The sequence below is a fragment of the Enterococcus sp. AZ103 genome (assembly GCF_051714685.1).
In the GTDB taxonomy this organism is placed as follows: Bacteria; Bacillota; Bacilli; order Lactobacillales; family Enterococcaceae; genus Enterococcus_A; species Enterococcus_A alishanensis.
Genome location: NZ_JBIOSI010000001.1, coordinates 1,438,136 through 1,454,825 on the forward strand (window position 1 = coordinate 1,438,136; position 16,690 = coordinate 1,454,825).

Here is a 16,690-nt window from a genome sequence, read left to right on the forward strand (position 1 = left end):
GAACTATACATGGAAAATTTTTTTTTAATACGTTGGAGTCATGATTATAACGATAATTATAACTATGGAGCGAACATAAAATTTTTGAAAGATGGAAAAATTAGTTTTTCTTCTCCTTTGATGCCGTCAGGTTCAGTTATCAAAACTTGGCGATCAGTTACCAGTTTCCAAAGTGATCGGAAGACACCGATGTTACCTTTATTAGCTCAAGAGAATACGTACAAAATAGCTGTTGTTGGGTTACTTGATGAAGTTGAGGATATACAATTAGCTATTGAATTTTACGATAACGATGAACAATTAATTAAGAGGAAGTATTTCACTTCTCTAAATGGTGTTTTTACTTATCCTGAAAAAGCCGTAAGTTATCAAGTACTGCTGTTAAATAAAAATCATCAAACATTTGTTTTCGATTACTTATTAATTGCAGATTTAAGTGTGGAAAACCATTATGAAATTAATTTAAAAGAAGATTTAAAAGCCGTAAGTTTTATTAACAATGAAATTGTAAGTGAAAATGACATTATTTTATTAAATGGTGCGAAAGAAACCATCTGTATGCCATTGAATGAATCTCCTCCAAAAAATTATTTTTTTATATTTATTGATAAAGAAAGTGATTGGTTAGAAAATGTTGCATATATCTACCAAGTAATTGCTAATAATGGTATACATGGAGATTCATTTTTTACAATTCAAAGAGGAATTGATCATAAGAAAATTATAAAAGAAGGTCTAATTGCTTCCAAACTACTGTATAGCATCTTATCTAATGTTTCAAAAAAAGATTGGTATCTAAAACAAAAATCAATCAACGAGGAAATTTCAGAGCAAATAAGAGTTAATGATTTTGCAAGTAAAATATTATTGCAATACAGTGTAGGAGGGAAAAAAGAATGAATTTTTTTGTAAACAAAGCGATTGGTATAGGCAATTCAGGAGTTGAACATGCCCAGTTTTATAGAGCTAAATGTTTTGATATAGAAAATATTCCTTATAAATACGTGTTCACAGAATTGGTGAAAAATTTTCATGAAGCAATGGCGAAATGGAATATTCCTGATCATAAAGTAATTAATTTATGGGAAATGTTTGTTTTTGGTGGCAACTATATTTACAACGGAGCCAAGAAAAAATATCCTCATAAGACAAAAATTGATGTTGATTTCACTAATACTCACCGTGTGAAAAAAACAATTACTTCTTCAGGAATGCTAGTAGTGGAACATATTGAAAAATCTCCTAGTAAAAAAAATAAGGACATGCTTTTAGTATCAGAATATCAAGTTGAAATTTATAATTATCGAACAATGGAAAGAAAAATAATTTTTAAATATTATCATCATCCACGTAGAGAACGTCTAATGCAAAACATTCACATTTATGACTTTGAAGGTGAAAATTTATTCTTTAGAAATGAAGTAATGATGCACAGATTTTTTTTCAATTATTTAGCTAAAAAATTTAAAGGAACTACGAACTTTTTTATTGATAGAGGACAAGAAACTGAATCAGCTTTGATTCATCATAAGCCTGAGGACAGTAATTTAATTGAACTAATTCATGCTGATCATATATCAGATCGAGATGAACCCACTGCTCCTTTATGGAATAATTTTTATGAGTATGCCTTGAATCGAGCAGCTTTGATTGAACGAATTGTTGTATCGACGGAATTGCAGAGAGAAGATATGTTAATTGACTTTCCGAATGAGGAGAAACGATTTGTAACAATTCCAGTTGGAGGAATTAGGGATTTTGATAAAAACAATGTGACGCTGATTCCTATTGATGCGAGGCCAACAAAATTTATTACAGCTTCTCGTCTAGCATCAGAAAAACATATTGATGTATTAGTGAGAGCAATGCACAAGCTCCATGAAGAGTATCCTGAAAATATTTTGGATATCTATGGACAAGGTGGAGAAGATGTAAAAATAAAAAAAGTTATCGAAGAATTAGGTGCTGAAGACTATGTAAAACTACAAGGTCATTCAAATAACCTAGAAGAAATTTATGAAAAATATGATGCTTTTTTATCAGCATCTTATTCTGAAGGATTTGGCTTAACATATATTGAGGCATTAAACGCGGGATTACCAATTGTTACTTTTAACGCCCGCTTTGGAGCGATTGAACTAATTAAAGAAGGTGTGAATGGATTTTTAAAAGATTATTCGCGGACAGACGAACAGTACAGTGTCGATCAGATGGCAGAAGGAATCCGACAATTGATGCATGCGAACTATTCAGAGATGCGGAGAAATACTCGTAAATCAGTGAGTGATTATCAAGATTCTGTTATTGCTCACAAATGGAGGGAATTAGTAGATGGATTATGAAATTGTAGGGATCATAGAAACAAATAATCCTATCTGGGAAAAGCAGAAGAAGAGAGTGCAGAATAATAGAGGTAAATTAATCTCTATCCTACCAGATTTGGAATTTGATAAAAAGCTATTTGACGAGAAGGTTGAAGGGCTCAATATCATTAATAAAATTACTGAAAAAAGTTATGATCCAGCTGGTTTTTTGTTTTTTAATAAAATTCCAACTTCTTCTGAAGCTGAAATATTTGTTAATGAAAATTGGTCAATTTCAGTAGTCCATAATGGTGAAGAGATTGGTCAAGTTATTTTATTTCCAAATACACGACGCCATGTTAAACAAGTGAAATACTTTAATATTGATAACTCAATTGATTTTATTGAAGAGTATGCATCTGATGGAAAACTCTTCAGTATAATTTATTATCACGATAATAAAATTCAAGAAATTGCGTATATGAATGATCAAAAAATCCCAGTTTTAAATTATTATTTTTATAATGAAGATATTAATTTTGTCACTATTTCTGATCCTAGTATTTTAGAAGTAACTCACAAATATCAAAATTCTATTGAATTTTTAGCAGTACAATTAGCCAATATTTTACAAGAAGATGATACTGTCAATTTTTCTTATATGGGAATTGAATTATTAGCTTTGTCGAAAAGTAAATCTCGCAATATCTTAAATCTAGAAGAATCACCCTTCACTGAAGATGGTCAAGTAAAAGGAAATTTGCTAGGTATACTAGAAAATCGTATCCCATATGTTCAAGAAGTTAAAATGTCTCAGGATTACTTTGTGGCACTGAAAAATAAAAATATTTCTGTTGATAAAGTAAAGGTAATTGAAAGCAACGATCGACCAGTAGATTCATTGGCTATTAAATAAGAAGTTAAACAATGAAACGGTATTTGACTCGAAAAACCAGCTGGATTCGAGATGGAGGTTTTTATGAAAAAAAAGCAGATATCAAAAGAAATAGAAAGGCGATTTGAAGAAGAAAGTAATAAAGTTGTCGATAACAACGATGATGAGGGAAAAAAAGAAAAAGCATTAAGAGTTGCTCTGACAATCATCATGTCAACGGTAGTAATAGGCTCTTTAGCATATTCTCTAATTACTGCATTACTGCAATAAAAAAGGCAAAAGAAAGGAGAGTTACCCATGCCAAAAAATCTTCTTAGTGTAGACAGGATGATTGAAAATCGTAATCCTGGGCTCATAGAACCTCAAATGTCTGTGATAGCAGTAAATATAAATAGAGAAGAATTAGAAAATATCCGTAAGAAAAAAGGTATCCCAGTCAGAGTACTTGAAAAAAAAATAAATCTATCAAAATCTCGATATTACCGGTGGCTACAATATCAGATTGATCTACCAATGGAAATGACAATTGGATTGAAAAAAGTATTAAATATTTCAAATAATGAACTATTAAGTTTATTTGTTTCTTCTACTGATGAGCAATTACAATTATTGACGTTGATATTGTATACTTCCAACTCAAGTGACTCAGAAGAATTTTCTCAATTTATTGATATTAGAAATAGGCTAACTAAGTATCGGTCGGTTGGCGATGAGAATATCTCATATAAATTAATGCTGGCATATACTGATATAGTAGTGAATTATTTACAAGGGAAAAGTATGACGAAGCCCCACGAAATTATTGAAAACTATTTTTTAGGAACGGACTATCTTGGAATTTTCGATATTCTTCTTTATTTAGGTACTTTAAAGGCACAGGAAAAATTTAAATTGCCAATAAACTCTATGAATAAAGGCATATTGTTACTAGAAAACGAGATTTTAAGAAAATTAAACACGCAGTATTTTGGTGATAGTATGTCAATTTTAGTAGGCTGTGTTATAGATTTAGTCAATTTTTACAAGCAAGAATCTCCAGAACGTGCCAATGTCTTAATCAGTCATGCGATGAAAATTTTATCTGAAAATAACCAACTGACTACCTACACTGAATGTATTTTTAAATTTATGGACAATGTGGTGAATGGAGAAGAACAAAACGAAAAACTTATATTTGATTTTAAAGCAAGTATTCAAAATAGTTTATGGTGTTTGCCAAAGAGTGACGTAAAATATCTACAAGAATTGGTAAAAGAGGAGGAGTATACTTTTGAAAAAATGGGTGACAAATATTATTGAAGCACCATCGGTAGATGCAGTATCGAAATCACGAAATGACATTACAACAATAGGGAGACAAGCGGGTTATGAGCAGCTTTATATCTATCGTTATATCGATGAGTCAGAATCAGATGAAGCACTGAATGCTAGGATTGACGGCATTACAGCGGCTGTTACTCGAGATGATTTCGTTATTTATCAGTATCCCTGTTATAACGGATCAAAATATGAAGAGTCTTTTGTACGTCGTTTGAAACTAAGAGGGATAAAAGTAGCCATTCTGATTCATGATTCGGAATTAATCAGAGGAAGCGGATACAATGATGAAAAAAGGTTACTGGAATTACCTGATGCTCTTATAGTTCACGGAGAACCCATGGAGAATAGATTAAGAGAGTTTGGTATCCAAACACCAATGATTCGTAAAGAATTATTTGATTTTCTAGTAACTAGTATTCATGGACGGCTGGTAGATGAACTAGAAAGAAAACTTGTTTTTGCAGGAAATATAGCCAAATCCAGATACTTAAAAGACTGGAATTTTAATACTGAAATTACTGCATTCGGACGTAAAGGCGAAGTGGAGTTAAGTGAAAAAGTTGACTACCAAGGAGAATTTCAACAAGAAGACTTAATTCGTGTAATACCAAAAAATGCTTTCGGATTGGCGTGGGACAACGATATTAAAGATGGTGGTGCATATGGACAATATACTAGATATAATGCACCTCATAAAGTGTCTATGTATCTTGCTCTAGGCATGCCGGTGATTGTGTGGAAAGAATCCGCAGCAGCTCAACTAATTCAAAAATATCAGTTAGGATATGCAATTGATTCTTTGGATGATTTAGACAAATTGATGATGACAATTTCAGATGAAGATTTAGTTTCATTAAAACAACGAGTTAACCACTTTAGTAATGTATTAAGAGATGGTAGATTTACCAAAAATGCTATGAATGATTTCTCGAATTTAATGTTATTTCCTAAAATAGAAGAAGTGATGAATTGAAATGATTCCGAAAAATAAAAATATTCTCCAACAACAGATGATTAATATTAATCAACGGTTGATACTGATTGAAAATAGCGATAACGAAACTAAGGAGAAAGATCGTTCACTATCAGAAGATAAAATACTTAAAGTATTGGCTGGACTTGAAACAGAAGAAATTAATAATTTAAAAAAAGATTTGCAAGGACAAGCTGAAAAAATAGCCTACATCTCTGAATCTTTTTTGAGAACCAAAGAAGTTTTTAAAAAAGAAATTTCTGAATCTACCGAAGAAGATGAAGTGTTAGTAACAAAGAACAAAAACGAAGAACATGATAATGTAACCCAAATTGAAATTCAAGAAAAAAATCATCATCCATCTGAACATTTAAAAAATAAATCAAAAATAAAAAGAATTTTTCAATGGAAATTCAAAAAAAATAATGAAGAAAATAAGGATGCATTATCCGACGAATCTAAATTATTAGAAGAAGCGAAAGCATCATTGAACGATGAAAGTATCGAGAAAACAAATGAAGTTCTAGAATTAAATGAATCAGAAATATCAAATCAAGAAGATGCTTTAAATCAAACTGATGATAAGATAGATGAGGCAGAAAAAAATGAACAATAAAAAATATGATTATTTGATTGTAGGTGCGGGTTTTTTTGGAAGCGTTTGGGCCAGAGAAGCTGCTGAAGTTGGAAAAAAAGTATTGCTAATCGAAAAACGAAATCATATCGCAGGGAATATGTATACCTACAGTGAAGAAGGAATTACCATTCATCAGTATGGTCCACATATTTTCCACACAGATGATCAAAGAGTGTGGAATTATGTCAATCGATTTACAACTTTTAAAAATTTTGTCAATCAAGTAGTGGCTAATTATCATGGAGAACTTTACAATCTACCATTCAATATGAATACTTTTTACCAAATGTGGGGAGTTAAAACTCCCGCAGAAGCCAAACTAAAAATTCAACAACAACAAGAAGAAAGCCAATTAAATAAAGAACCTGAAAATTTAGAAGAACAAGCGATTGGTTTAATTGGGCAAGATATTTATCAAAAATTAATTAAAGGCTATACGGAAAAACAATGGGGTCGCAAGACTACTGAATTACCACCATCAATCATTAAACGTTTACCAGTCCGCTTTACATTTGATAACAATTATTTCAATCACCAATATCAAGGAATTCCTGAAAATGGTTATACGGAATTATTTGAAAATCTGTTAGACCATCCAAATATTGATGTGAAAATCAATACAGATTTTTTTGAACACAAGGAAGAATACATCGCTGAATTTCCAAAAATTGTTTTTTCGGGTATGATTGATCAGTTTTTTGATTATCAATTCGGACGTTTAGAATACCGAACAGTAAGGTTCGAACATGAATTGGTTGACAGTGACAATGTTCAAGGCAATGCGGTGATTAATTATACCGATTATGAAACGCCCTTCACTCGTAGTATCGAATGGCGGCACTTTGATAAAAAGGGCAATAAAGATAAATCAATCTTGTCAAAGGAATACCCGGCAGAATGGACTCCGGAAAAAGAAGCATATTATCCAGTCAATGATGAAAAAAATACTCAAATGGTTGACCGCTATCTATCATTAGCAGAAGAGTTTCCGCAATTTATTATTGGTGGCCGACTTGGTGAATACAAGTACTATGATATGGACCAAGTGATTGTTAGTGCATTTGAATCGATTGAAAAATATTTAGAGTAATTCCTTTTGGGAGGATAATTAGATGATAAGGTATGCTGTAAATTATAATGTAGACCGTTCTCACATGATGCTGACAGCAGTATCGATTACCTCACTAGTAAAAAACTATCAGAGCCAAGAAGAATTGGACATTATCATTATTGCTGGAAATATCTACATGCAAGATATTGAAAATATCAAAAAAATACCAAAACAATATGGAAAAGACCATATACATATTAGTTTTTGGCACCCACCTCAGCAAATGGAATTGATAAAAAATTATGAAAATAAACGTTTTCCAGAAGTTACTCTTTGGCGTTTATTTACTCCGATAAACTTTTCACATTATGATGAAATACTCTATTTGGATAACGATACTCTTATAACGGGAAATATTTTTTCTGTATTTGGACAGGTAAAGGAACCTAATATTATTGGTATCGTTTCTGACATGTATTTTTATTTGATGGGCAATGAAAGCAATCTAGGAGATATTTTTCATGTTGAAAATGTAGAAAAATATTTTAATAGTGGAGTGATTCTTTTTAACGTGATGGAATACAATAAAGTTGTTTCTGTAGATTTAATAGCAGAATTAATTAATACACGAGAATATAGTTTTAAATTTGTTGATCAAGGTTTTTTAAATGAAATTGCTAAAGGAAGAGCTCATTATTTTGGATTTGAATATAATTATCAAAAAGATGATAAATGGTTAGAACAATTTGCTATTCCTCTTTATCCGGAAAAATCAAAAGAGATGGTAGATGCAAGAAAAAAAGTAATCATCCGTCATTTTCTTGAGTTTGGTGAATTTTCAATACCATGGGAACATTATTCTGTGATTGATGAATGGGAGAAAGAATATTGGAGTTATTTTTTTGAAGCAAAAATAAATGTATCCAAAAAATAAAAGCCGATTGGAAGATTAATTATGGCAAAAAATGCAGTCGTATATTGTGTTACTGGGTCGCATATGCCCTTAGTTGGTGTTTCTATTACTTCGTTGGTAAAAAATTATCAAAGTAGTGAAGCGTTAGATATTCTTGTTTTAGTGGAAGAAATTGCACCACCTGATGTTGATGAAATTCGAAAAATCCCCAGCTATTATAATAAAGAGAATATTTCTATTTTTGCTTGGTATTCTCCTAAAGAAGCGATGAACCAAATCGAAGACTATGATAGTAAGAGGTTTCCGCCAGTGACATTATGGCGACTGTTTATTCCGAGTTATTTCCCAGATTATGAAAAAATTCTATTTCTCGATAATGATACGATTATTCGACAAGATATCTCAGGGATGTTTGAGCAGGTACAATCACCGAATGTTCTTGGTGCAGTTCGAGATTTTTACTTTAGAATGATAGAGAATAATTATGATTATACTGCTAAGTACGGCATTAAGAACAGATGGAATTATTTTAATGGTGGAGTTATCTTGTTTAATGTCTCTGAATTCAATAAGGTAGCGCCAAGAGAAAGATTAGTTAATCTGGTAAATGAAAAAAAAGAGTATGTCTATCCGGATCAAAGTATTTTGAATCATATTGCAGAAGATCGGGTTCATTATTTTGACTTCGAATATAACTATCAAAAAGATGATACTTGGCTTTATTCTTGGGCTGTACCACAGGAAAAAGATGTAACAAAAGAGATCGAAAATGCTCGAGAAAATATTGTTATACGACATTATGTTGAATACCAGGTCTTATCAAAACCTTGGGAACATTTATATATATCTGATCAGTGGGATAAGGAGTTTTGGAATTATTTTTCTGAAATGAAAAATAATGCAACTAAATCTTTTATAAATAATAACATAAATAACTAGAATATAAATAATATTTTTTTATTAAAGAAGATATCGCATAAAATAACGTGATATCTTCTTTTTTTATCAAAAAGATAGTTTATTTAATTTATTTATAAAATAAATTGTCCCGATTTCGATACAAATAACAAAAAATAGTTATTTTTGTGAGAGAATCGTTAATAACGGATATCGTCTTTTTCAAAAATATTAAAAACTAATTGGCGATGGAACGTTAATCATTAAGAAAGGAGAAATAAATAAATTTATGAGCCGTAAAAATAATATAAAGAAATTATTAGAATCTAACAAAAAAGAGCATTTTAAAATGTACAAAAGTGGCAAACATTGGATGTATGCCATGATTACGGCTTTTGGCGGTGTATTAGGTGTAAGTACCTTTATGTCTGAGAACTTTGGAGTCTCGACTGATACACAAGCCGATGCAGCAGGTAAAGAGGCCGATGCCAGCAAATTCTTGGCGAATATGGATAAAACTCAAATACCAGTAAATGAAGATATCACCAATAATTCTTCAAAAGATTCACCAGTGCTAGCTGATTCCATGGGACTAGATGCCCGTCTAGAAGCAGCTGCAAAAGCACAAGCAGCAACAGTAGAGATTAGTGAGGATACTAATGAGTTAAATGTCAATATGATAAATGAAACTAGTCCAAGTGCTGAACTAATCGATGCTGCAGCAGAATATTCTGCACAGAATAACCTTGTCACAAATGTTACTACACGCTCTATTTATAGTACGCTTGCTTTGAGCCCAACAGCAAGTGTGGCAACCGCTGATGCAGATGGAGGAATAGTTAACGGGCGGAATGATTTTGATAATGAAATCGCTAATCCAGCACCAGTGACAAATCCGACATCAGTTACGGTAGAAATGGCGGATGAAATAACTAATACAGCCGCAATACGTGACGAAGCGATTGCTAATAATACGTATGCATCAGTTGGTACTTTCAATGAGTTGAGTACAGCTTTTAAAGATACAAACATTACCTATATTGATATTGCAAACGATATTACTGATACTCCATCTTCTCCGGGTGTTAGAGATATGGAAAGAAATACAGGTATAACAATTAATGGCAATAGTTATACGGTATTATTAAACAGAGCTGAATTTTCTTTCGTAAACACTCAAGGAACATCTGGAACAGTCAACTTTATCGATACTCACTTCTTGCAGGCTCCTGCTTCTGGTTGGGATTCAGGAAGTGGTGCAGGACGTGGTGATGCATTAATTGATATGACTGTTGCTACGAACCCTTTGTGGAACGTTAATATCCATAATTTGATACTTGATCCAACAGATTCTGCTGCTGGCGCAGCACAAACTCCAGTAAGGTTAGTTGATAACAATGGGGGGAATACTACGTTCTCTGGAACTGTCATTGCTTTGTGCCGAGCAGAATTAGGTCAGTTTGGTTCGGTTGATATTGTCAATGGTTCTCATGTTGAACTCAATCGTCCTCAGTCCTCTAGTGATTACTCAATGTTTTATTATTGGGATGCAAGTTCTTCACTTATCCCTGATTCGACTCGTCATTTTACTGTTGGAGATGGGAGTACTGTTATTGCAAATAATGATACAGGTAATTCTAATTCATATCCTCCAGTCTATAATAGATTTAACAGTATGACTGTCGGGGATGATGTGACATGGTACCAGAAAGGTTTCCAAAGAATTCTTGAAACTGATAGAGGAACCATTCAAAATAGAAAAATAGTTTTTGGTCAAAATTTGGATATGACTGCCCTAAGTTTAACTGGTGCATATGCGTTTAATTTGAACAAAGCAGCTGATGTTACATTTAATGCAGGAACGGTATTGAATGCAGAGGCTTCTGGTAATGAGATGATTTGGCTTAGAGAAAATGCAAATTTAAGCTTTATATCACCCAAATCCTTACGTATGGCTCGAGTTAACACATCGGGTGGATCAGTAGCAGGACGCGTCTTAACAGTATGGGCTGGATCAAAATTTACCATTAATAATTCCTCAATTTCATCTTGGCGAGGAACAGCTAATTCATCAGGAGCACCGACAACAACGTCAGAATTTACAAGTTTGTCGTATACGGATTTTACATCGACAATTGTAGATAAAAATGGAAATACTTTATCAGATACAAATATTTTTGCAACTAATGTTCGTGAATTCTCAACGAACGCTCTTGGTATCGGAGCAGTGAATGTTAATTTTATTAAACCAAATGGAGATGTGGAAAAAACAGTACCGGTATCTCTTGACGAAAATTCAAACTATATTGGACAATTTTTACAATTAAAGAATCAAGACTTTGTTGACCAAATTCCTGAAAATTATATGTGGGCGATTGGTAATCAAGTACCAGAAGGGGCAAATCAAAATGGCGGTGATGCCACTAGTACAGAAGATGATGGAGATACCTACGGGCAAGCAGAAACTGCTATTGTACCAATGGAGGGTCAAACCTACGAATATAATATTTATATCTACGGTGTAGCTAATCCTAACATCAAATATCAATACGAAGACGTTAAAACTGGAAATATTGTTTCTAGTGAGTTTGTTAATTCAGGACAGGAAGCTGCTGATCGAAATAGTGCAAATGAACTGACACCGGCTAACGTAGGTAATGTTATTAACTGGACAAAAGACTACTATATTGGTGACCCTGCATCAGGAGGCACAACAAATTTACCTGCAGGAACACACTATGCGACAGCAGATGAATTAACTGCTGCTGGATTAGCTACCGATGCGCAGCCAACTACGACAACTGTAGGTACTGATCCTGAAACAGTCACAATCTATGTTGTAGCAGATATACAACAAGTGGATGTTCAATATGTTCTTGAAGATGGTAGCACAGTAGGAAGTGTCCGTACCTATGATGGTACAACTGGTCTAGCTGTAAATATTGGTGATTTAACATCGGATAGTGCAACAATGAAACTGGGATATTCAGCTGATCCTTCAAGAGTAGTTTCAGCTGGTACTGATTATGATCCAGATACTGGAACCTTTACATTTGATAATACAGCTAATGGTTCATCTGCAACAGAAGATAGTGCTAAGCAAGCCTTAAATGTTACGTTAGTGCCCGATTTCCAAGCTTCAGGCATTATTTCGTCTACTGAGCCAACAGCAGATCCGACAAATGGGGATCAACCATATCCTAATGAAGCTTTACCAACAACTATTGACCCAACAGGAGCTGGGACATACGGGGCGGTTGGTGCATCTACTGATAATATCAGTTTTGGAGTAACAGATGATGATTTGGCGAGAGCTGGTTACACGTATACAGTTTTAGGACCAGATGGAACTGAATATTCTACTCTAGCAGATGCATTGGCAGCAAATCCAACGTATGATACAACAAACAATGGGTTTGGTGCGACGACTGATGGTTCGCCGCAAGCATTTACAGTTGTTTATGATATTGATGACGATTCATTATTAGCTTCTGAATCTAATTCGTTAAGTGCATCATACGAAGGATCATACAGCGATAGTACATCATTAAGTGCGTCATATGAAGGATCGTACAGTGATAGTACATCACTAAGTGCATCATACGAAGGATCATACAGCGATAGTACATCATTAAGTGCATCATACGAAGGATCATATAGCGATAGTACATCACTAAGTGCATCATACGAAGGATCGTACAGTGATAGCACATCACTAAGTGCATCATATGAAGGATCATACAGTGATAGCACATCACTAAGTGCATCATACGAAGGATCGTACAGTGATAGCACATCACTAAGTGCATCATACGAAGGATCATACAGTGATAGCACATCACTAAGTGCATCATACGAAGGATCGTACAGTGATAGCACATCACTAAGTGCATCATACGAAGGATCGTACAGTGATAGTACATCATTGAGTGCATCATATGAAGGATCGTACAGTGATAGTACATCATTAAGTGCGTCATATGAAGGATCATATTCAGATTCATATAGTGCAAGTGAATATTTAAGCGATTCGTATGTAGGTTCGTATTCAAATTCATATAGTGCAAGTTTGCAGGGATCTTATTCAACTTCAGCTAGTTTGAGTACATCTTATAGTGCTTCTTTATCTGAATCATTAGAAATTGTAGTTAGTGAATCAAGTTCACGCTCAACCAGTGAAAGTTTATACGTCAGTGAAAGTTATAGTGCTAGCACAAAAAATAGTGCTAGTGAATCAGTAAGTGATTCTACATCTTTCAGTGCAAGTAATTCATTGAGAGAAAGCTATTCAAGTAGTGATTCTACTTCACTAAGTGCCAGTCGATCAGAAAGCACGAAAGATTCAGTAAGTGAAAGTAACTTAGAAAGCGAAAGTTACAGTGATAGCACATCATTAAGTGCTAGCTACTCAAGTAGTGATTCTGCCTCATTAAGTGCGAGTCGTTCCGAAAGTACAAAAGATTCAGTGAGCGAAAGTAACTTAGAAAGTGAAAGCTACAGCGATAGCACCTCATTAAGTGCCAGCTACTCAAGTAGTGATTCTGCCTCATTAAGTGCCAGTCGTTCGGAAAGTACAAAAGACTCGATAAGCGAAAGTAACTTAGAAAGCGAAAGCTACAGCGATAGCACATCATTAAGTGCTAGCTACTCAAGTAGCGATTCTGCATCAATAAGTGCCAGCCGCTCATTAAGTGATGTTGCATCGTCAAGCGATAGCATGTCACTAAGTGCCAGTCGTTCCGAAAGTACAAGAGATTCAATAAGTGAAAGTAACTTAGAAAGCGAAAGCTACAGTGATAGCACGTCATTGAGTGCTAGCAACTCAAGTAGTGATTCTGCATCACTAAGTGCGAGTCGTTCCGAAAGTACAAAAGATTCAGTGAGCGAAAGTAACTTAGAAAGCGATAGCACATCCTTAAGTGCCAGCTACTCAAGTAGCGATTCTACCTCATTAAGTGCGAGTCGTTCCGAAAGTACAAAAGACTCGATAAGCGAAAGTAACTTAGAAAGCGAAAGCTACAGTGATAGCACATCCTTAAGTGCTAGTTATTCAAGTAGTGATTCTGCATCGATAAGTGCCAGCCGTTCACTAAGTGACATTGCGTCGTCTAGTGATAGTACATCACTAAGTAATAGTCGTTCACTAAGCGACATTGCATCATCAAGTGATAGCACGTCATTAAGTGCCAGTCGTTCAGAAAGTACAAGAGATTCAGTGAGTGAAAGTAACTTAGAAAGCGAAAGCTACAGCGATAGCACATCATTAAGTGCTAGCTATTCAAGTAGTGATTCCGCTTCATTAAGTGCTAGCCGCTCATTAAGTGATGTTGCATCATCAAGTGATAGTACATCACTAAGTAATAGTCGTTCACTAAGTGATGTAGCATCGTCAAGCGATAGCACGTCACTAAGCGCAAGTCGTTCCGAAAGCACAAGAGATTCAGTGAGCGAAAGTAACTTAGAAAGTGAAAGCTACAGTGATAGCACATCATTAAGTGCTAGCAACTCAAGTAGCGATTCCGCATCGATAAGTGCCAGCCGCTCAGAAAGTACAAGAGACTCGATAAGCGAAAGTAACCTAGAAAGCGAAAGCTACAGCGATAGCACATCATTAAGTGCCAGCTACTCAAGTAGCGATTCTGCATCGATAAGTGCCAGCCGCTCATTAAGTGATGTTGCATCATCAAGTGATAGTACATCACTAAGTAATAGTCGTTCACTAAGTGATATTGCATCATCAAGTGATAGCACGTCACTAAGTGCCAGCCGTTCAGAAAGTACAAGAGACTCTGTGAGCGAAAGTAACTTAGAAAGCGAAAGCTATAGTGACAGCACATCATTAAGTGCTAGCTATTCAAGTAGTGATTCCGCATCGATAAGTGCCAGCCGTTCGGAAAGTACAAGAGATTCAGTGAGTGAAAGTAACTTAGAAAGCGAAAGTTACAGCGATAGCACATCATTAAGTGCTAGCAACTCAAGTAGCGATTCTGCATCGATAAGTGCCAGCCGCTCAGAAAGTACAAAAGACTCGATAAGCGAAAGTAACTTAGAAAGCGAAAGCTACAGCGATAGCACATCATTAAGTGCCAGCAACTCAAGTAGCGATTCTGCATCGATAAGTGCCAGCCGCTCAGAAAGTACAAGAGACTCGATAAGCGAAAGTAACTTAGAAAGCGAAAGCTACAGTGATAGCACATCATTAAGTGCCAGCTACTCAAGTAGTGATTCCGCATCGATAAGTGCAAGCCGCTCATTAAGTGATGTTGCATCGTCAAGTGATAGCACGTCGCTAAGTGCGAGTCGTTCCGAAAGCACAAGAGATTCAGTGAGTGAAAGTAACTTAGAAAGCGAAAGCTACAGTGATAGCACATCATTAAGTGCCAGCTACTCAAGTAGTGATTCCGCATCGATAAGTGCAAGCCGCTCATTAAGTGATGTAGCATCGTCAAGCGATAGCACGTCGTTAAGTGCGAGTCGTTCGGAAAGTACAAGAGATTCAGTGAGTGAAAGCAACTTAGAAAGTGAAAGCTACAGCGATAGCACATCATTAAGTGCAAGTAACTCAAGTAGTGATTCCGCATCGATAAGTGCAAGCCGCTCATTAAGTGATGTTGCATCTTCTAGTGATAGTACATCACTAAGTAATAGTCGTTCACTAAGTGACTGGGCATCATCAAGTGATAGCACGTCACTAAGCGCAAGTCGCTCAGAAAGTACAAGAGATTCAGTGAGTGAAAGTAACTTAGAAAGCGAAAGCTACAGTGATAGCACATCATTAAGTGCCAGCTATTCAAGTAGTGATTCCGCTTCATTAAGTGCTAGCTGCTCATTAAGTGATATTGTATCTTCTAGTAATAGTGCTTCTTTAAGCGATAGTTTATCGTTAAGCGGATTTGCGTCATCGAGTGATAGTACTTCTTTAAGTGATAGTCGTTGGTTAAGCGATTTTTCATCTAGTAGTGATAGTACTTCAATCAGTTCGAGTCGTTCTGAAAGTACACAAGAATCAAACAGTATCAGTCTATTAGAAAGTGCAAGTTATAGTGATAGTGCATCAATGAGTACAAGCTATTCTACAAGTGGTTCTGTATCAGTTAGTACTAGTGATTCTTTAAGAGTAAGTAACTCCTCTATTGAATCCACTTCAGTGAGCACTAGTCTAAGTCAAAGTACTAGTGACAGTACTTTAGCAGCAAGTATAAGTCAGTCACTTTCAGATAGTCTAAGTCAAAGTAGCTCTTTGGCAGGTGTTACAATTGGTTCAGGCGGTAGTGGTTTACCTAGCACCCTTGGTTCGTCAGGAGGTGGCGGTACTTCAAGAATGGCGAATGCTACAGTTGGTGGATCTTCTCGTGGTGGAGCTTCGAATGCCACAATTGGATCATCTAGAAATGGAGCAACGTCAGGCACCCTGCCACAAACTGGTGAAGCACAAAATGCACAATTAGCTATGTTAGGTGGATTCATTGCTGTAGGATCTGTGTTACTAGCATTAGCCAAAAAGAAAAAAGAAGATGACAGTGTGACAGATTAATGGATGCTCACTCTTCAAGCTTCTGAGAATCAAATAAGAAACCGTGTGAAGTATAAAACTTCACACGGTTTCTTTATTTTTAAAATAAAGAATTTTCTGATTGAGAATGACTGAAAATAATCATTATAAAATCCAAAAATAACAATAGCATTATTATTAGGGAAAGT

General features: G+C 34.9%; 11 protein-coding genes. All 11 read left to right on the forward strand.

What is annotated here, in order from left to right; genetic code table 11:
• The first annotated feature begins 9 nt into the window (after nucleotides 1-9).
• The 11 genes from asp3 to ID741_RS07360 all read left to right on the forward strand — a co-directional run bounded on the left by asp3 (nucleotide 10) and on the right by ID741_RS07360 (nucleotide 16,523).
• Nucleotides 10-900: an accessory Sec system protein Asp3 gene (gene asp3, locus ID741_RS07310; protein WP_438719565.1), complete on the forward strand. Its 891-nt coding sequence runs from the start codon at nucleotides 10-12 to the stop codon at nucleotides 898-900.
• A complete protein-coding gene (locus ID741_RS07315) occupies nucleotides 897-2,342 on the forward strand; it encodes a glycosyltransferase (RefSeq protein WP_438719566.1) in 1,446 nt (481 codons plus the stop codon). The genes asp3 and ID741_RS07315 overlap by 4 nt, the downstream gene beginning before the upstream one ends.
• Nucleotides 2,332-3,219 carry a hypothetical protein gene (locus tag ID741_RS07320; protein WP_438719567.1) on the forward strand — a complete coding sequence of 296 codons (888 nt, stop codon included), beginning with the start codon at nucleotides 2,332-2,334 and terminating at the stop codon, nucleotides 3,217-3,219. Before ID741_RS07315 ends, ID741_RS07320 begins: the two co-directional genes overlap by 11 nt.
• A gap of 63 nt (nucleotides 3,220-3,282) precedes the next feature.
• Nucleotides 3,283-3,468, forward strand: a complete 186-nt coding sequence (locus tag ID741_RS07325) for a hypothetical protein (protein WP_438719568.1) — start codon at nucleotides 3,283-3,285, stop codon at nucleotides 3,466-3,468.
• 27 nt (nucleotides 3,469-3,495) lie between these two features.
• Entirely contained in the window at nucleotides 3,496-4,497 is a 1,002-nt protein-coding gene (locus ID741_RS07330; RefSeq protein WP_438719569.1) for a helix-turn-helix domain-containing protein, read from the forward strand.
• On the forward strand, nucleotides 4,469-5,491 hold the full coding sequence (locus tag ID741_RS07335) for a sugar transferase (protein ID WP_438719570.1): 1,023 nt from the start codon (nucleotides 4,469-4,471) through the stop codon (nucleotides 5,489-5,491). Before ID741_RS07330 ends, ID741_RS07335 begins: the two co-directional genes overlap by 29 nt.
• Before the next feature lies 1 nt (nucleotide 5,492).
• Entirely contained in the window at nucleotides 5,493-6,107 is a 615-nt protein-coding gene (locus ID741_RS07340) for a hypothetical protein (RefSeq protein ID WP_438719571.1), read from the forward strand.
• A complete protein-coding gene (glf, locus tag ID741_RS07345; protein WP_438719572.1) occupies nucleotides 6,097-7,218 on the forward strand; it encodes a UDP-galactopyranose mutase in 1,122 nt (373 codons plus the stop codon). Before ID741_RS07340 ends, glf begins: the two co-directional genes overlap by 11 nt.
• Before the next feature lie 22 nt (nucleotides 7,219-7,240).
• Nucleotides 7,241-8,113, forward strand: coding sequence for a glycosyltransferase (locus ID741_RS07350; RefSeq protein ID WP_438719573.1), 873 nt, complete (start codon nucleotides 7,241-7,243; stop codon nucleotides 8,111-8,113).
• 21 nt (nucleotides 8,114-8,134) lie between these two features.
• Nucleotides 8,135-9,031 (forward strand): glycosyltransferase family 8 protein, encoded by an 897-nt coding sequence (locus ID741_RS07355; protein WP_438719574.1) that lies wholly within the window; start codon nucleotides 8,135-8,137, stop codon nucleotides 9,029-9,031.
• Between the two features lie 247 nt (nucleotides 9,032-9,278).
• Nucleotides 9,279-16,523, forward strand: a complete 7,245-nt coding sequence (locus tag ID741_RS07360) for a KxYKxGKxW signal peptide domain-containing protein (RefSeq protein WP_438719575.1) — start codon at nucleotides 9,279-9,281, stop codon at nucleotides 16,521-16,523.
• Nucleotides 16,524-16,690: the final 167 nt, after the last annotated feature.